The sequence below is a fragment of the Pseudomonas fulva NBRC 16637 = DSM 17717 genome (assembly GCF_000730565.1).
GTDB classification, from domain to species: domain Bacteria; phylum Pseudomonadota; class Gammaproteobacteria; order Pseudomonadales; family Pseudomonadaceae; genus Aquipseudomonas; species Aquipseudomonas fulva.
Map to the genome: position 1 here is coordinate 24,504 of NZ_BBIQ01000019.1, position 17,608 is coordinate 42,111.

A 17,608-nucleotide genomic window follows, 5' to 3' on the forward strand; every position below is an offset into this window, starting at 1 on the left:
AACCCTTCTCCAGGCGCTCCTACCAATGACCCAAAAAGAAAGCCGGGCATCAATGAGCCCGGCTTTTCTTTACACATCAGGGGAGGGTGGCGAATGGATCGTCCCTCCCCAGGGTCTGCCGCTTACTTCTTAGCCACCTTGGTGCTGGCGCTGAGGTAATCGATCAGGATGCGCCCGGTTTCCGACAGGTAGGCGTCGTCTTCCGGCTTGGTGTCTTCATCCTCGGCCGGCAGTGCATCCTCATCTTCTTTCTTCAGCTCCTTGAGCGGTTCCTCGCCCTTGGCCTTGCGACGGATGTTTTCCAGAGCCAGTTGCTTGGCCTCGACTTCATCGTGACGCGCCCGACGCTCTTGCTCATTGAGGCTGACGGTCTTTTCGGTCATCAGTTTCTGGGTCAATGCCAGGCGGTCGCGGATGTAGATGAACTCGGCATCCTTGTCGCTGCGTGCCTGGTGCTGAGCCTTGAGCTGGGCCAGGTAAGGCTTGAAGGGGTCTACCGCAGGCTTGACGACAGGACGGATGGTGTCCCATGGCATCGCCTCGGGCAGGGCGCTTTCGCCGATTTCCTTGGTGTCGATGATCGACGGGTAGTCGATGTCCGGCAATACGCCCTGGTGCTGGGTGCTCTGCCCGGAAACCCGGTAGAACTTGGCCAGGGTCAGCTTGAGCTCGCCATGGTTAAGTGGCTGAATGGTCTGCACGGTGCCCTTGCCGAAGGTCTGGCCACCAATGATCAACGCGCGGTGATAATCCTGCATGGCGCCAGCGAAAATCTCCGATGCCGAGGCGGACAGGCGGTTGACTAGCAAGGCCAGCGGCCCCTTGTAGAAGGCACCTGGGTTTTCATCTTCAAGCACATCCACACGGCCATCGCTATTGCGCACCAGCACAGTAGGGCCTTTTTCGATGAACAGGCTGGTCAGCTCGGTCGCTTCCTGCAGCGAACCACCGCCATTGTTGCGCAAGTCGATGACCACGCCGTCGACTTTCTCTTTCTGCAGCTCGGTCAGCAGCTTCTTCACGTCACGCGTGGTGCTCTTGTACTCCGGATCACCTGCGCGGTAGGCCTTGAAGTCCAGGTAGAACGCCGGGATCTCGATAATGCCGAGTTTGTAGTCACGCCCGTCCTGCTTGAGTTTGAGCACGGACTTCTTGGCCGCCTGCTCTTCGAGCTTGACCGCTTCACGCGTGATCGACACGATCTTGCTGGTCTGATCGCTGGGGGCGTTACTCGCCGGGATGATTTCCAGGCGTACCACCGAGCCCTTGGGGCCGCGAATCAGCTTGACCACTTCGTCCAGGCGCCAGCCGACGACGTCGACCATTTCCTTGTTGCCCTGAGCAACGCCTATGATCTTGTCGGCCGGTGCGACCTGCTTGGTCTTGGCCGCAGGCCCCGCCGGTACCAGGCGCACGATCTTGACCTGATCGTTGTCGCTTTGCAGCACCGCGCCAATCCCTTCGAGCGACAGGCTCATGTTGATGTCGAAGTTTTCGGCGTTGTCCGGCGACAGGTAGTTGGTGTGCGGGTCGTAGGACTGGGCAAACGTATTGATGTACGCCTGGAAAATGTCTTCGGCGCGGGTCTGATCCAGGCGTGCCAGCTGGTTCTTGTAGCGCTTGATCAGGGTTTCCTGAATCTGCTTGGGCTCTTTGCCAGCAATCTTCTGGCGCAGCACCTCGTCCTTGACGCGTTTACGCCACAGGTCGTCCAGGGCAGCCTGGTCCTTGAGCCAAGGCGCGTCCTTGCGGTCGATCAGCAAGGTCTCGTTGACCGTGAAGTCGATCTTGTCCACGCCCTTGTTGAGCTCGGCCAAGGCGAAGTCCAGGCGCTGCTTGACCCGGTCCAGGTAGCGCTTGTAGATGGTGAAGCCAGGGTCGAGGTTGCCGCTTTTGAGGAAGTCGTCGAACTGCGTCTTCCACTTGTCGAATTCGGCGATGTCGGCGGCGGTGAAATAGCTGCGCGCCGGGTCCAACAGCTTGATGTAGCTGTCGTAGATGATGACCGAACGGGCGTCATCCAAGGGCGGCTTGCTGTAGTGATGGCGTTTGAGCAGCTCCACCACGTTGAGGCTGGCGACGATTTCGTCGCGGTCCGGTTGCAGGCTGTCCCATTTGTTGGCGGCCGCCGCATTGCCGCCGAGCGTAAGGCTGCCAAGGCCGATCATCAGTGCCAGGGCGGTGCTGGGTAGGAAATGCTTCATGCTGATTCGACGTGGGGGCAATTGATCACGCATAGTAGGCCGTCTTTTCCGTTCGCCGGTTCCATAAAAACCGGGCGCATACTGCAAAAAGCCTGGGCACGGGTGGCCCAGGCTCGGTCATATGATTCAACTATGGAGGCACTGTGAAGGCATTGCAAGGCGTTGACGGACATGTCACCTGGGTCGAAGCCGAACGTCCGGCGTGTGACGCAGGACAAGTACGCATCCGGGTCGCGGCTGCGGGGTTGAACCGTGCCGATTTGCTGCAGATGAAAGGGCTCTATCCGCCGCCGCCCGGCGCCAGCCCCTACATGGGCCTGGAATGTGCCGGCGTGATCGCAGAAGTGGGGGCCGGGGCAGCCTGGCGGGTGGGCGACAGGGTGTGCGCACTGCTGGCCAGCGGTGCCATGGCCGAGGAAGTGATCGTCGATGCGCGGCACGTGCTGCCTGTGCCCGAAGGGCTTAGCCTGCATGAAGCGGCAGCCCTGCCGGAGGTCTACGCGACGGCGTGGCTGAACATCTTCCAGCTGGGCGGCGTCAAAGCCGGCGAGAAGGTGCTGGTGCACGCCGGTGCCAGCGGCGTGGGGTCGGCTGCCATTCAACTGTGCAAGGCGTTCGGCAACAGCGTCTGGGTCAGCGTCGGCTCGGCCGAGCGACTGGCGTATTGCCAGGCCCTGGGCGCGGCAGGTGGCGTGGTGCGCAACCAGAACCTCGATGACCTGGAAGCCATCGGCCCATTCGATGTGATTCTCGACCCGGTCGGCGCCAGCTATGGCGAGCTGAACCTCAAGCTGCTGGCCCGCGACGGGCGCTGGGTGATCATCGGCGTGATGGGTGGACGCACGTTCGAACTGGACTTGGCCCAGGTCATGGGCAAGCGGGCGCAGATCACGGGCTCGACCTTGCGCAACCGTGACGATGCGTTCAAGGCCGAACTGTTGAGTGACTTGCACCAGCAAGTCTGGCCGCTGTTTACCGAGGGGCGGTTGTCACCGCAGTTGGTTGATACCTACCCGGTGGAGTTCGCCCAGGCAGCCTACGCCGAACTCGAGACCAACCAGGTGTCCGGCAAGCTGGTCATGATCATCGACCCGAGCCTGGCCTAGTGTCGGGCCCGCTTGCCTGCTCGGGTACTGGCCTCATGGCGCCCTCATAGTCCCTGCGGGCCTGCGTGAACGCAGGCCCACGGGGGCAGGGCAAGCCTTGGCACTGAACAGCGAACGCGGGTTCAGTGCCAGCTCAAGATCGGCCAACCGTGGGCTTGCGCATGCTCGCGCAACACAGGGTCCGGGTTCACGGCACAAGGGTGATCCACCTTCAGCAACAAGGGCAGGTCATTGCGCGAGTCGGAATAGAAGCTCGCGCCCTCCAGGTTTTCCTGCTCCTGGTCCAGCCAGGCCATCAAGCGGGTGATCTTGCCTTCCTGGTAGGTGAGTACGCCATGGGTAGCCCCGGTATAGACGCCATTGCGGGCCTCCAAGTCGATTGCCAGGTATTCGTCCACGCCCAGGCGTGCAGCAATCGGTCCAACCAGGTGTACCCCTGACGCAGAAATGATCAGCACCCGGTCCCCGCGCTTGCGATGTTCGGCGATGCAGCGGCAGGCATCGCCTAAAATGATCGGTTCGATGACATCTTCCACCCACGGCTCGACCAAGTGTGCGACCTCTTCCAGGGTCCGCCCGGCAATCGGCTCCAGGCTGAACGCCATGTAATCTTCCATCGCCAGCTCGCCTTTGCTGTAGGCCTCCATGAGCGCGCGGTCACGGCGCAAGAACGTGTCACCATCCACCCACCCCAGCCGGGCCATGTGTTCGCTCCACAGTGACGCGCAGTCGCCGTGAATCAGGGTTTCGTCCAGATCGAAAATGGCTAGCGCCATACATGCATCTCCTTAAGCCACTTCCCGTAGCGCACTGGGGTCTATCGACACGCTGACCCGCTGACCGTCGGCATGCAGGTCGGCGGGTGAGCGGTTGAGCACATCCACCACCAGCTCTACCTCGCGTACCTGCACCCGATAACGTATCACGTTGCCCAGCAGGCTGTGACTGCGCACCTGGGCGTCGAGTTCGCCGTGCAGACCCAGTGTGATGGATTCTGGGCGTATGGCCAGGCGCCCGGTGACAGGCCGCTGCAGCAGGCGGCTGGCACTGTCGGCGTCCAGCAGGTTGTAATTGCCGATGAAACCGGCGGCAAACAGGTCCACCGGGGCCGTGTAGAGAGTCTCTGCATCACCGCTTTGCACGATACGGCCCTGATTCATCAGGAAGATGCGGTCTGACAGCGTCAAGGCCTCTTCCTGGTCATGGGTAACGAAGATCGTGGTCAAACCCAGTTCCCTCTGGATGGCGCGGATCTGTTCACGCAGGTGTTTGCGAATACGCGCATCGAGCGCCGAAAGCGGCTCGTCCAGCAACAGCAGTCGGGGGCGGGTGACCAGGGAGCGGGCCAGGGCGACGCGCTGGCATTGCCCGCCAGACAACTGGTGAGGGTAACGTGCGGCGAAGTCATTCAATTCCACCAGCTGCAATGCCTCGCGCACCCGTGCCTGGCTTTCATCACCCCTGACCTTCTGCATGCGCAGCCCGAAGGCGACATTCTGCTCCACCGTCATGTTGGGAAACAGCGCGTAGCTCTGGAAGACCATGCCGATACCGCGCTTCTGCGGGCTCTGCGGCACGATGTCGATGCCGTCGAGCAGGATCTGCCCGCTGTCAACGGGCGTGAGCCCGGCGATGCAGCGCAGCAGCGTGGACTTGCCGCACCCTGAGGGGCCGAGCAGGGTGATGAACTCGCCCCGTTCGATCTGGCAATCGATCTGGCTGAATACCGGGCTACCGGCGTAGCTTTTTTGCAGGTTGCGTACGCTGACGTAGCTCATGTCAGGTCTTGTCCTTGTTCAAGCGGTTGGCGACCCACGTCAGGATCAGCACGAAGGCGAAATAGGAGATCACCAGCGCACTGTTGAAGTGGCCGCTGCTGTTGCGCATGTTGTTGAGGTACACCTGCAGGGTCTCGTAGCGCGTGCCCACCAGCAGGTTGGCGAACACGAACTCCCCGAACAGGAACGAGAACGACAGCAGCAGGGCCACCATCAGGCCCTTGCGCAGGTTGGGGAGTACCACCAGCAAAGCCGCCTGCCAGGTGCTGGCGCCCAGCAACTGCGCCGCGTCCATCAGGTCGCGCAGATTGATGGCCTGCAGGTTGTTGGTGATGGCCCGGTACATGAAGGGCAGGGCGATGGTGAAGTAGCAGCCGATCAGAATCCACGGTGTCCCCACCATGGCCATCGGCCCACTGCCATACAGTTGCAGCAACCCCACCGACGACACCACAGGTGGTACGGCAAACGGCAGCAGGATCAGGACATTCATCAACGCGTCGAGCCGGGGGAAGTGATAGTGCACCACGAACAGCAGTGGCAGGATCAGCACGACCGACAGCAGCAGCGCGCCGACGCACACCAGCAGCGACTGGCCGAATGCCGCCAGAAAGCGCGGCTCGCTCCACAACGCCACGTACCACTTCAGGGTCAGGCCGCTGGGAAGCAGGGTGGCCGACCAACTGGTGGCCAGGGAGTAGAGCAGGGTGCCGGCCAGTGGCATCAGCAAAATCAGAAACAGCAGGTAGACCACGGCGCGGTGGTACCAGCCGCCTCCTTTGGGGTCAGCGCGCATGGTAGCTCCTTTTCAACAACCATTGATGCACCACGGTAACCACCGTCATCAGCCCTACCAGCACCATTGCCAGGGCACTGGCAAGGTTCGGATCGAGGCTGATGTCGCCGGCCACCAGGCCCGCGATGCGTATGGGCAGTACGTTGAAGTTACCGGTGGTCAGGGCATAGACCGTGGCGTAGGCGCCCAGGGCATTGGCCAGCAGGATGACGAAGGTGCCCAGCAGCGCCGGGGCCAGCACCGGCAGCCCGATGTGCCGCCAGAACTGCCAGTGATTGGCGCCCAGCAGCGCAGCCGACTCGCGCCAGTCTTCGCGCAGCGCGTCGAAGGCCGGGTACAGCAGCAGGACACCCAAGGGGATCTGGAAATAGGTGTACACCAGGATCAGCCCGCTCTTGGAGTAGATGCTGAAGTCTTCCAGCAGGCCCATCTGCTTGAGCAACAAGGTCAATGCGCCGTTGAAGCCGAGCAGGATGATGAACGCGAACGCCAGCGGCACGCCGGCAAAATTGCTGGTCATGTTGGCAAAGGCACTGACGAAGTCGCGCAGCCGCGAGTCCACCTGACGCAGCGAATAGGCGCCCAGGGTCGCGATGATGATGCCGAACAGGCTGGACCAGAAGCTGATCTCCAGGCTGCGTTGCAGGGCTTGCAGGTAGAACTTGGAGGCGAACACCTTGCTGAAGTTGTCCATGCCCCAACCCGCCTCCGACTGCAGGCTGCTCAGCGCCACCCAGGCCAGCGGGGCGATCTGGAAGATCACGAAAACGGCAGCGAAGGGCACTAGGCACAGCAACGCCAGGTAACGGCCACGAGGCGATTGGCTCATTTGAGCAACTCCCGGCAGACCGATTTGTCGTGAGCGGCGCCAAGCAACTCACAGATGGTCCCGCACAGGTCGGTCTGCAGTGGCTTGGCCGATGGGTCGAGGCTGAAGGCTGCGCCGAACACGAACAGGGGTACTTCGCGCTCTTCGGCCAGCAGCCCGTTGTGCGAGCGATCGTTGTTCATGCCATGGTCGGCGGTCACCAGCACTTGATAGCCCTCGTCGAGCCACCTGGGCAGGTAATCGGCCAGCAGGATGTCCGCGCTGCGGGCAGCATTGCGGTATTGGCTGCTGTCTAGCCCATGGTGGTGGCCCACATCGTCGATGCTCATCGGGTGCACCAGCAGGAAGTTGGGCGCATGGCGCCGGCGCAGGTATTCGCCGTCCGCCAGCAGGTGTGAATCGGGGTAGCGATCGTCCCAGTAGAACAACCCGTGCTGGATGGGCAACTTGGGGGCGTGGGTATGCCGGTCACGCTGGGGGTCGAACGGGGAGCGGTTGTAGAGCTCGCTCATCCAGTGATAGGCCGCCGCTGCCGTGCCCAGGTTGGCCTCGCGGGCGTAGTGGAACACGCTGCGCTGGTTGGAAAGCCGGTTGACGTTGTTGTGCACGATGCCGCTGTCGATAGGGGGCACACCCGTGAGAATGCACTCGTACAGCGGACGGGACAGCGACGGCAACTCGCACTCCATGCGGTAAAGCGCGGCGCGGTCGGCCTCGACATAGGCGTGCAAGTGGCCCATGGCGTGGTGGGCAACCTGATAGTTCAGCCCGTCCAACAGCACCAGGATGACGTTGTGGCTCATTGATGACTCCGCAAAAAACCATCGGGGAAGGGGGCGCTTGCATTGCGCGGAGGCGCGCCGGGGAGTTACTGCTGGCGCGACGCCGGCTCGCTGGGGCTGCCATACAGGCGGGACGGCCAGCGTGGCAGCTGGCAGGCCCGTCTGCATGCCTCATTCCATCTCGATGATCACCTGCTCCTGCCACATCTGCGGCAGCTTCTTGGAGGTCGCTTCCCACACCTCGGCGTTCTTGATCGGCTGCGCAGGCGCATATTGCTCGTTGGGCAGCAATTTGGCCTGCACATCTTCCGGCAACTTCAGGTGCTCGGCGCGGATCGGGCGTGCATGCCCCTTGGCCAAGTTGATCTGCCCGGCATCGCTGAAGATGTATTCACGCGTCAGCTTCGCGGCATTGGGGTGTTTTGCGTACTTGTTGATGATGGTGGTGTAGCCCGAGGTGATCGAGCCGTCCGATGGGATCAGCACTTCGAAGCGCTTGGGGTCGATCTGATCGCGGTAGCTCAAGCCATTGAAGTCCCAGACCACGCCCACTTCCACCTCGCCCTTTTCCAGGGTCTGGATGGTCGGGTTAGCCAGAGAAAGGCGCTTTTGCTGGGCCAGCTTGGTGAACAGTTGCAGGCCTGGGGCCACGTTGCTCTCATCGCCCTTGTAGGCGATGGCGGCGGCCAGCACACCATTGGCGGCCTGGGCGGCGGTGCCGACATCACCGATGGCCACCTTGTACGTGCCGCGCTCCAGGTCGTGCCAGGTCTTGGGCCGCTCTGACTCCTTGACCAGGTCCTTGTTGATGATGAACGCGATGGTGCCGGTGTAGGCCAGCGCCCAATGGCCGTCCTTGTCCTTGGCCCACTCTGGCACCTGGTCCCAGGTGCTTGGCTTGTACGGCTGGCTTACGCCCTTGGCGATGGCGATGGGTCCGAACGCTGCGCCCACATCGCCGATGTCGGCACTGGCGTTGTCTTTCTCCGCCTCGAACTTGGCGATTTCCTGCGCCGAACTCATGTCGGTGTCGCTGTGCTTGAGCCCGTACTTGCTGGCCAGGTCCTGCCAGGTGTCCTTCCAGTTGGCCCAGGCGTCGGGCATGCCCACGCTGTTGACCATGCCTTCCTTGCGGGCGGCATCCTCCAGTGCCTTGAGGTCATCTGCGGCCATGGCCGACGTGCAGAACGCGATTGCCGAACCGAGCAGTGACGCCATGAACAACTTTTTCATCCGTAGCTCCTTGGGTGGGTGCATCGACCGAACGCTGTTGTGTATGAAGCCGTTGTCTGCAGCCTTGGTCTAGGTCAGCAAACCTTGAGCCAAGGTAGGCCGGTAGCGTGACAATTTGATGTAGCCCCAGGTCCAGCTGCCTGATCGCGGCCTCTGGCAATACAGCGTAGACCACCTGCGAGCGGGGCTTCACAAGGCCTGGCCCGTTTCTGGCAGCACCAGCCGGGCAGTCTTGTCACGGGATGTTCATCAGCCCTGCCTAGGCTTGTATCCAGTACCCCGTGCCCTGTAGTGGGGCTGGCCTAGTCCAGATAGGTAACCTTTGATGCAGCCGATGCCCCCGCGCGCGGTAACAGCCATCTGTAACGCCCTTGAGGAGCAGATCGAACACGGCCTTTTGGCGCCTGGCGGCAAGCTGCCTGCCGAACGCCGGCTCAGCGAACTCTTCGCCACCACGCGCATCACCCTGCGCGAAGCGTTGGTGCAGTTGGAGGCAAGGGGGTTGATCTATCGCGAGGAGCGGCGGGGCTGGTTCGTCGCCCCCGAACGCTTGAGCTATGACCTCATCGCGCGCAGCCACTTTCATGCAATGGTGCGTGAGCAGGGGCGGGCCGCCAGTACCGAGTTGCTGTCGGCTCGGCTGCAGCCGGCGTCGGCGGCCATTTGCGCGCGGTTGCAACTGCCGGCGTTGTCCAGTGTGGTGCGCATCTGCAGGCTCAGGCGCATCGACGGCAGGGCGGTGCTGTACGCCGAGCACTACCTCAACCCGCGTTACTTTCCGGCCATCCTCGAGCACGACCTGGCCCAGTCATTGACCGAAATCTACGCGCGCCAGTACGGTCTGCACTACGGGCAGGTGTGCTTCGAGATCCTGCCCACCGCATTGCCCGTGCAGGCGGCCGGTGCGTTGAAGGTGTCAGCAGGCAGCCCTGGGCTGCAAATCACCCGGGTCAACAGCGACCAGCAGGGGCAACTGATCGACTGCGACCTTGAATACTGGCGCCATGACGCCATCTGCGTCAGGGCACAGGCAGGCTAGCCGGGCGGCCTCTTGAGGGCGCCAGCGAGGACGCGATCCATGGCCAACCGGCTTCAACCGGACGGCTCGGTTTGTGTCATGGCGCCTGCGCCGGCCGTTACCACCTGCACCGACAACCTGGGCGTTGCCAAGTCCAGCCCAGCTTCGTCGAGCTGGCGCTTGAGTGCCAGGTTGAAGGCCCGCGACACTTCCCACTGCTTGATCGGCGCCGTCTTGAAGCGTGCCCGCAACACCGCTGAACCCGACTCGAAGCTCTCCACCCCTTGCAGTTCCAGCGGCGACCAGATGTTGCGGCGCATCAGCGGATCGCTGCGCAGCTTCTGACCGACCTCGCGCACCAGTGTGATCGCCTGGTCGATGTTCATGTTGTAGGGGATCGCCACGCGGAAGATCGCATAGCCGAATTCGCGGGAGTAGTTCTTGATGCTCTTGATTTCGCTGAAAGGAATGGTGTGCACGATGCCATCGATGTCCCGCAGACGCACGGTGCGGATGGTCAGGCCTTCCACCGTGCCCAGGTGGCCGCCGACATCCACGTAGTCGTCGATGGCCAGGGAGTCCTCGATGATGATGAACAGCCCGGTGATCAGGTCGGCCACCAGCGACTGGGCGCCGAAGCCGATCGCCAGGCCGATGACACCGGCACCGGCCAGCAGCGGCGTCACGTTCATGCCCATGTTGGCCAGGGCGACGATCACCGCGATGATGAAGATGAACACGAACATCACGTTGCGGATCAACGGCATCATGGTCTGCGCCCGGGCGTTGGCCATGCCGCGGCGCGAGCGGACCAGCGCATGGTGTACCGCCGTGTCCGCCAGGATCCACACCAGCCACGCGACAATCAGCGTCCCTGCCAGGCCCATCAGGCGCAGGCTGATGTCATGCCCGTCGCCTTCGGCGAAGCTGATCATCGACAGCCCCCATACCCGAAGGCCCAGTTCGATGAACACCAGCCAGATGAACAGGTGGACCAACAAGTAGCCAAAGTTGCGCAGCCGCTCGGCGTACACCGCATGGCGCTTGCCGGCGCGCTTGGGGTTGGCAGCGTGGCGGCGCACCAGGCCATTGAGCACCATGCACACCACCACCAGCACCGTGCACATCAGTGACTGGCGAAGCGCCGTGCTGGTATCACCGGCCGAAACGAAAGTGGCGAACAGCGAGATGGCCACCAGAATCAGCGCCGGAATGAACCAGAAACTGCCCAGGATCTCGATGGTGTCGCTCAGGGTTCGTCGCGTCAGGCGGCGCGACAGGGGTTGATTGCGAATCAGGTGGGCAATCGGCCGGCGAAAACGCAGGATGAACAGGCCGGTGCACACTGCGGCGACGACGTTGGCCAGGGTTGCCACCCCATGGGCCAGGTGTATGCCCAGCGCAGCGGTGAGGCGCGGGTCGCTCATGGCCTCGCCGAAGGCGGCAAAGCTGCCGATCAGCCACAAGGGCCGGAATGCACGGTGGCGCAGGATGTGCAATGCCCGGTGGCGGTGCGGGCCGTCCAGCAGGGAAAACGCGATCACGCAGATGGCCGAGAAGCAGGTGCCGACCACCAGGGCATACGCCAGCACCATGGCCAGCGATTTACCCAGCGACGGGGGCAGTACGAAGCTCAGGTACACCGTGAACACCAGCGCGACCAACCAGGGGCCCAGCTTGCGCAGGGCGAAGCGGACCAGGTCCCAGGTGCGAGGATGCTGGGGCAGTTCTTCGCTCAGGCCGAATCGCAGGCGGACCCGATGGCCCACCCAGTTGAACGCGAACGCCAGTACGCTCCACACCGCGATAACCGCAGCAAAGCCGAACAGGATCGCGGGCCATTGATGAACGGGCACCATCAAGGCCGCCAGTTCTTCCTGGGCCTGGTCGATTTCCATGCCCCAGCGCTGGAACGGGTTGGCTTCCCCGGTGAACTGCTTTTCGAAATCGTGCAGGGCGCCACCGATCAAGCCGAGCACGCCTTGCTCAACGCTCGGTTGCGACTTTTGCGTGGCGTCGCGCAGCTTTTTCAGGTCGGCCAGGAGTTTGGCACGCTGCTGGTCGTTCTCCAGGCTCTTGATCACCTCGTCCAGGGATTTGCCCAGCGGCTCGGAAGCCTCGGGCTGGGCGGGGGCACTGGAACCCAGAAGGCCGGGCAGGCCTGCTGCGTGTGCAGAACCTATGAACAGCAACAGCACAACAAACAGGTAACGCAGAAGGGCAGGCACGGGCAGATCTACCTCAGGTCAAACGATTGCCCGAGTGTAGAGGTTTATGACGGCAGTTTCTCCAGGATCTTCCAGCAGGTCAGGCCGAAGATGCCCAGGGTGCCCACCCACATCATCAGCACGCCAACATCGCGCTCGCGCAGGCCGAACCCGAGGGTCAGCAACAACAGCGATGCGCAGACGGGAATCAGCAGGGCCAGGAAGGGTGACATGGCGACAGTCCTTTGCAGTGAGACATGCCCTTAGCATAGTCGCTAACCCCCGGCCTGGCCTGCTGGAAGCGGACTCGTCGGCCATGTACAGCAGCGCGGCCTGTTGGCGCCGGGTGTGTAGCACCCCGGCGCCCCGCGTGGCTCACGGCAAGTCGTGGCTGCGGTAGAACGCTGTCAGGACCTTCACCAAGTGCGCCAGGTCATGGCTGCCGCACAGCTCGCGGATGGAGTGCATGGCGAAGGTCGGCAGCCCGATGTCGACCGTCCGCACGCCAAGGTGACTGGCCGCAATGGGCCCTATGGTCGAGCCACAGCCCATGTCGCTGCGTACCACGAAGCTCTGCACCGGTACTTCTTCGGCCATGCACAAGTGGCGGAAGAAGCCGGCGGTTTCGCTGTTGGTGGCGTAGCGCTGGTTGTTGTTCACCTTGATCACCGGCCCTGCGTTGAGTTTCGGGCCGTGGTTGCCGTCGTGCTTGTCGGCGTAGTTCGGATGCACGCCATGGGCATTGTCGGCCGAGACCATCAACGAGCGCTGGATGGTGCGCACGTAGGCGTCACCGTCGGGCAACAGGCGCTGCAACGTCTGCTCGAGCATCGGCCCGTCGGCGCCGCAGGCCGAGCTGCTGCCGACTTCCTCGTGGTCATTGCACACCAGGATGCAGGTTTCATCGCTGTCAGCGGCCAGCAGGGCCTGCAGCCCGGCGTAGCACGACAGCAGGTTGTCCAGGCGGGCGCCGGCAATGAAGTCGCCATTGAGCCCGATCTGCGCGGCGTCCTGGGTGTCGTAGAAACTCAGCTCGTAGTCCAGCACCACGTCGGCGTTGAGTTGGTGCTCGCGTGCCAGTTGCTCGGTCAGCAGTGCGCGAAAGTCGATGCGCTCGTCACCGGCCACCTGGGCCAGGATCGGTGGCAGTTCGGTCTGCGGGTTGATATGCCAGCCATCGTTGGCGGTACGGTTGAGGTGGATGGCCAGGTTGGGGATGACGGCGATCGGCAACTTGAAGTCGATCAGCTGGCTTTCCACCTTGCCGTCACGGCGGTAGGTGACCCGCCCCGCCAGCGACAGGTCGCGGTCGAACCACGGCGCCAGCAGGGCACCGCCATACACTTCCACGCCCAGTTGCAAGAAGCCCTGGCGCTGCAGTTCCGGCTGCGGCTTGACCCGCAGGCAGGGGCTATCGGTGTGGGCGCCGACCATGCGGATGCCGTTGAGCAGCGGCGCCTGCCTGCCCATCTTGATCGCGATGATCGAGGAATCGTTGCGGGTGACGTAATAGCGCCCGCCCGACACGACGGACCAGCTCTCGCGTTCGTCCAGGCGCTGGTAACCAGCGGCCTCCAGGCGCAGGGCCAGGCTGGCAGTAGCGTGGAAGGGAGTAGGGGAGGCCTTCAGAAAATCGATCAGGCCTGCATTGAGTACATCGCGCATAGTTCACTCCAGACAGCAGTGGCGCGAGTTTAGCGTATTGAGTCGCCGAGCGGTGTCGGGCTGTGGGTTGTGCGGTTGGCCAGGCGACAGTTGTTGCGAAGGTATAGCGCAGGCTCCAGGCCGCACTGTGGCCCCAGTGCTTCGGCTCGCATTACAGCTCGTCAGGGCAGGGCCAGCAGCGCTCGTGGACTGCTAGCCACAGCCACACCCCATCAAAACGGTGCCGGGCACTCGAATCTGAGGCGTTCACCGGACACCGGGTGGGTAAAGCTGAGCATCGATGCATGCAGGCACAGCCGCTCGTGGGCGGCCAAGGCCTGGGGGTTGGCATACAGCCGATCACCCAGCAGCGGGTGGCCGATCGATAGCATGTGCACACGCAGTTGGTGCGAGCGGCCTGTGATCGGCGTCAGCTCCACACGGCAATACTCGCCGCAACGTTCCACCACCCGCCAGAACGTCAGCGCATGCTTGCCTTGTTCATGATCCACGACGTGGCGTGGCTTGGTAGGTGGGTCATACCGCAGTGGCAGGTCGATGCTGCCGCTGTCCAGGGCCGGCTGCCCCCAACACAGGGCGGTGTAGGCCTTTTCGGTTTCCCGGTCATGGAACTGGCGCGACAGCTCGCGGTGGCTGTCGGCATCGCGGGCCAGCAGGATGATGCCCGAGGTTTCCCAGTCCAGGCGATGCACGATCAGCGCATCGGGATAGCCGTTTTCCTGAAGGCGGGTGATCAGGCAATCCTTGTTGTCGTCAGCTCTGCCCGGGACCGACAGCAGCAGCGTCGGCTTGTTGATCACCAGGATGGCGGCGTCTTCGTGAAGGATCTGGAGGGTGGACAGCGGCATTGCGTGGTCTCTGTTGAATCGGGAGAAAAAAGCGGGGCTGTGCTGCAACCCATACGCGGCAAGGCCGCTCCTACAGTGGAACGCGATCCCTTGTCGGAGCGGCCTCGTGCCGCGAATGGGCTACAGCGCAGCCCCGGCTCTTGGCCGGATCAGCGATCCGGCAGGGTGATGTTCAGCTCCAGAATGGAGCAGCTGCCCTGGTTTTCCAGCTCGATATGCACATCGTCATTGCCGATGTTCACATACTTGCGAATCACTTCCAGCAGTTCCTTCTGCAACTCGGGCAGATAGTCCGGTTCGCTGCGTTGTCCGCGCTCGTGCGCCACGATGATCTGTAGACGCTCTTTCGCCACCGACGCGCTGGTCTGTTTCTGTCTGCCACGAAAGAAGTCAAAAAGGTTCATGGTTTATTTGCTCCCGAAAATGCGCTCGAAGAATCCCTTCTTCTGTACATCGATGAAGCGCATCGGCTTCTCTTTGCCCAGCAGGCGGTCGACTGCGTCACTGTACGCCTGGCCGGCATCGCTCTGGTCATCGAGAATGACCGGGATACCCTGGTTGGATGCCTTGAGCACCGCCTGCGATTCGGGAATCACGCCCTTGAGCTTGATCGAGAGAATCTCTTCCACGTCGGCCACGCTCAGCATTTCGCCCTTGACGACGCGCTCGGGGTGGTAGCGAGTGATCAACAGGTGCTCCTTGATCGGCTCCTCGCCGTTTTCCGAGCGGCGCGACTTGCTCGACAGGATGCCCAGCATGCGGTCGGAGTCACGGACCGAAGACACTTCGGGGTTGGTGACCACGATGGCCTCGTCGGCGAAATACATGGCCAGGTGGGCACCTTTCTCGATACCGGCCGGCGAGTCGCAGATCACGTACTCGAACTGCTCCTTGAGGTCCATCAGGACTTTCTCGACGCCTTCCTGAGTAAGCGCGTCCTTGTCACGGGTCTGGCTGGCCGCCAGCACGTACAGGTTTTCCAGGCGCTTGTCCTTGATCAGGGCTTGTTGCAGGTTGGCTTCGCCATTGACCACGTTGACGAAGTCGTACACCACGCGGCGTTCGCAGCCCATGATCAGGTCGAGGTTACGCAGGCCCACGTCGAAGTCGACGATAACCGTCTTGTGGCCACGCAGTGCGAGGCCGGTACCGATGGCGGCGCTGGTGGTGGTCTTGCCCACACCCCCTTTGCCGGAAGTAACCACGAGAATCTTGGCCAAGGTGTTTCACCCCTAAAATGATCGGGACGCAAGTCCCTGCAAATAACTGAAATAACGGCAACGATAAAAAAGTTGCTCTAAAAATGCTGGCAAGTATCCGTTAAAGACGGGTGATGTTCAACACGTCGCCAGACAGGCTGACTTGTACGCCCGCCCCCCACAAAGGATCGCGGCGCAAGTCTTCGCACACTTTGTACTGGCCGGCAATGGAGACCATTTCGGCGGTCATCTGCTGGCAGAAGATACGCGCCTTGGTATTGCCCTTGATACCTGCCAGGGCACGGCCACGCATGGCGCCGTACACATGGATGTTGCCATCGGCAAGAAGTTCCGCACCCGGGCTGACCGAGGCGGTGACCACCAGGTCCCCCCCTTGGGCATAGATCTGCTGGCCGCCACGTACCGGAGCGGTGATGATGCGCGTGGGGCGCACCTCAGGTTCGAGTACCGGTGGCGGGGCAGGGGCCGGCTCGGGTTTCTTGGCCTCGGGCTCGGGTTCCAGTGGCCGCTCGCGGGCGCCGGACGGGGGCAGCACTGGCAGATCGATGGCGATGGCCGCGGCAATGTCCTCGATGCGGTTGGCGCGGATGGCCAGGGTCCGCAGGCCATGGTGGCGGCAAATCCGCATCAAACCAGGCAAGTCGACCGCGCCTTCGCCGGCCGGCAGCTTGTCCAGCGCCAGCACCAACGGCGTGTTACTGAAGAAGTTCGGCGCTTGCGCCACTTTGGCCGCCAACTGGCGATCGAGGGCTTCAAGGTCGTTGCGCGCCAGTTCCAGAACGGTAATGGCAAGCATGCTGCCCTTGAGCTGGAACACGGAGGGGGTGTCGGGGGTGTGGTTTGGGCTCATGGTCTGCATAGACGGCTTGTTGCGGAAAAAGTGCCCTGACTTATAACGATAAGACCGGTTGCCCGCAACATGAGCCGATCCGTTGTAGAATGCGCGGCCCATGTCTTGCTGGAAGCTTCAATGGATCGCCCGCGTTTTCGTCCCTATTTCCTTCATCCCAAGTTCTGGGGCCTGTGGCTGGGCCTGGGGCTGCTGTGGCTGGTGGTGCAGTTGCCGTACCGGGCATTGCTCAAGCTGGGTGCGGGGTTAGGCGCGATCATGTACCGCTTTGCCGGTGAACGCAGGCGTATCGCTGCGCGCAACCTGGAACTGTGCTTCCCCGAGCTGTCGGCGGACGAACGGCAACGGCTGCTCAAAGCCAATTTTGCCTCGACCGGCATCGCCTTCTTCGAAATGGCCATGAGCTGGTGGTGGCCCAAGACGCGGTTGGCGCGCCTGGCCCATGTCGAGGGGCTTGAGCACTTGCAGGCCGCCCAGCAGGCGGGGCAGGGCGCAATCCTGATGGCGGTGCACTTCACTACCCTGGAAATCGGTGCGGCCTTGCTCGGCCAGCGTCACACCATCGATGGCATGTACCGCGAACATGGCAATGCCCTGTTCGATTTCATCCAGCGCAGCGGACGCGAACGGCACAATCTGGACTCACTGGCCGTCGAACGCGAGGATGTCAGGGGCATGCTCAAGCTGCTGCGCGCCGGCCGCGCAATCTGGTACGCACCCGACCAGGACTACGGCGCCAAGCAAAGCCTGTTCGTGCCCTTGTTCGGGATCCCGGCAGCCACGGTCACGGCCACCACCAAGTTTGCGCGCCTGGGCCGCGCCCAGGTCATTCCCTTCACGCAGAAGCGACTCGAAGACGGCAGCGGTTATCGGTTGGTGATTCATCCCCCACTGAGCGATTTCCCCGGTGAGAGCGAAGAGGCTGATTGCCTGCGAATCAATCAATGGGTCGAGCAGGTACTGCGCGAATGCCCCGAGCAGTACTTGTGGGCACACCGCCGGTTCAAGTCCCGACCGGACGGGGCCCCAAGGCTGTACGAAAAGAAAGGGCGTTGAAAGCGGGTGCGCCGCT

Annotated in this window: 17 protein-coding genes; 3 read left to right on the forward strand and 14 right to left on the reverse strand. The window is 62.5% G+C overall.

The genetic code is table 11. The features are described from left to right. Nucleotides 1-122 precede the first annotated feature (122 nt). On the reverse strand, nt 123-2,204 hold the full coding sequence (locus PFU01S_RS17360; RefSeq protein ID WP_168199520.1) for a carboxy terminal-processing peptidase: 2,082 nt from the start codon (nt 2,202-2,204) through the stop codon (nt 123-125). 143 nt (nt 2,205-2,347) lie between these two features. On the opposite strand from PFU01S_RS17360, the gene PFU01S_RS17365 reads away from it, so the two are divergent. Continuing rightward, nucleotides 2,348-3,310: an NAD(P)H-quinone oxidoreductase gene (locus tag PFU01S_RS17365; RefSeq protein ID WP_027915783.1), complete on the forward strand. Its 963-nt coding sequence runs from the start codon at nt 2,348-2,350 to the stop codon at nt 3,308-3,310. Between the two features lie 122 nt (nt 3,311-3,432). On the opposite strand, the gene PFU01S_RS17370 is transcribed toward PFU01S_RS17365, so the two are convergent. The 6 genes from PFU01S_RS17370 to PFU01S_RS17395 form a co-directional block, all read right to left on the reverse strand. Next, complete coding sequence (locus PFU01S_RS17370; RefSeq protein WP_027915784.1) at nt 3,433-4,086, reverse strand: HAD family hydrolase; 654 nt, start codon at nt 4,084-4,086, stop codon at nt 3,433-3,435. Nucleotides 4,087-4,098: 12 nt separating this feature from the next. After that, the gene (locus tag PFU01S_RS17375; protein ID WP_027915785.1) at nt 4,099-5,088 is read right to left on the reverse strand and encodes an ABC transporter ATP-binding protein; all 990 of its coding nucleotides are present in this window, start codon (nt 5,086-5,088) and stop codon (nt 4,099-4,101) included. A 1-nt stretch (nt 5,089) separates the two neighbouring features. Continuing rightward, nucleotides 5,090-5,884 (reverse strand): ABC transporter permease, encoded by a 795-nt coding sequence (locus PFU01S_RS17380; protein ID WP_027915786.1) that lies wholly within the window; start codon nt 5,882-5,884, stop codon nt 5,090-5,092. After that, nucleotides 5,874-6,713, reverse strand: coding sequence for an ABC transporter permease (locus tag PFU01S_RS17385; protein WP_028686850.1), 840 nt, complete (start codon nt 6,711-6,713; stop codon nt 5,874-5,876). The genes PFU01S_RS17380 and PFU01S_RS17385 overlap by 11 nt, the downstream gene beginning before the upstream one ends. Next, on the reverse strand, nt 6,710-7,516 hold the full coding sequence (locus PFU01S_RS17390) for an alkaline phosphatase family protein (RefSeq protein ID WP_027915788.1): 807 nt from the start codon (nt 7,514-7,516) through the stop codon (nt 6,710-6,712). Before PFU01S_RS17390 ends, PFU01S_RS17385 begins: the two co-directional genes overlap by 4 nt. A gap of 150 nt (nt 7,517-7,666) precedes the next feature. Next, nucleotides 7,667-8,728, reverse strand: a complete 1,062-nt coding sequence (locus PFU01S_RS17395) for an ABC transporter substrate-binding protein (protein WP_028686849.1) — start codon at nt 8,726-8,728, stop codon at nt 7,667-7,669. Between the two features lie 325 nt (nt 8,729-9,053). Here PFU01S_RS17395 and PFU01S_RS17400 point away from each other — a divergent pair, with 325 nt between their 5' ends. Further along, nucleotides 9,054-9,767, forward strand: a complete 714-nt coding sequence (locus PFU01S_RS17400; RefSeq protein WP_028686848.1) for a UTRA domain-containing protein — start codon at nt 9,054-9,056, stop codon at nt 9,765-9,767. A gap of 53 nt (nt 9,768-9,820) precedes the next feature. Here PFU01S_RS17400 and PFU01S_RS17405 read toward each other — a convergent pair whose 3' ends face one another. The 7 genes from PFU01S_RS17405 to minC all read right to left on the reverse strand — a co-directional run bounded on the left by PFU01S_RS17405 (nt 9,821) and on the right by minC (nt 16,545). After that, nucleotides 9,821-11,974, reverse strand: a complete 2,154-nt coding sequence (locus tag PFU01S_RS17405) for a mechanosensitive ion channel family protein (protein WP_027915791.1) — start codon at nt 11,972-11,974, stop codon at nt 9,821-9,823. A gap of 44 nt (nt 11,975-12,018) precedes the next feature. Continuing rightward, on the reverse strand, nt 12,019-12,186 hold the full coding sequence (locus tag PFU01S_RS22400; RefSeq protein WP_165919273.1) for a hypothetical protein: 168 nt from the start codon (nt 12,184-12,186) through the stop codon (nt 12,019-12,021). A 142-nt stretch (nt 12,187-12,328) separates the two neighbouring features. After that, nucleotides 12,329-13,618, reverse strand: a complete 1,290-nt coding sequence (locus tag PFU01S_RS17410; RefSeq protein ID WP_027915792.1) for a M18 family aminopeptidase — start codon at nt 13,616-13,618, stop codon at nt 12,329-12,331. A gap of 212 nt (nt 13,619-13,830) precedes the next feature. Beyond that, the gene (locus PFU01S_RS17415; RefSeq protein WP_027915793.1) at nt 13,831-14,466 is read right to left on the reverse strand and encodes an RluA family pseudouridine synthase; all 636 of its coding nucleotides are present in this window, start codon (nt 14,464-14,466) and stop codon (nt 13,831-13,833) included. 149 nt (nt 14,467-14,615) lie between these two features. Continuing rightward, nucleotides 14,616-14,870, reverse strand: a complete 255-nt coding sequence (gene minE / locus PFU01S_RS17420; RefSeq protein ID WP_009682849.1) for a cell division topological specificity factor MinE — start codon at nt 14,868-14,870, stop codon at nt 14,616-14,618. Nucleotides 14,871-14,873: 3 nt separating this feature from the next. Next, complete coding sequence (gene minD / locus PFU01S_RS17425; protein ID WP_012313198.1) at nt 14,874-15,686, reverse strand: septum site-determining protein MinD; 813 nt, start codon at nt 15,684-15,686, stop codon at nt 14,874-14,876. A gap of 100 nt (nt 15,687-15,786) precedes the next feature. Beyond that, a complete protein-coding gene (gene minC, locus PFU01S_RS17430; RefSeq protein ID WP_027915794.1) occupies nt 15,787-16,545 on the reverse strand; it encodes a septum site-determining protein MinC in 759 nt (252 codons plus the stop codon). A gap of 111 nt (nt 16,546-16,656) precedes the next feature. Here minC and PFU01S_RS17435 point away from each other — a divergent pair, with 111 nt between their 5' ends. Continuing rightward, nucleotides 16,657-17,592: a lipid A biosynthesis lauroyl acyltransferase gene (locus PFU01S_RS17435; protein ID WP_028686847.1), complete on the forward strand. Its 936-nt coding sequence runs from the start codon at nt 16,657-16,659 to the stop codon at nt 17,590-17,592. Nucleotides 17,593-17,608 lie beyond the last annotated feature (16 nt).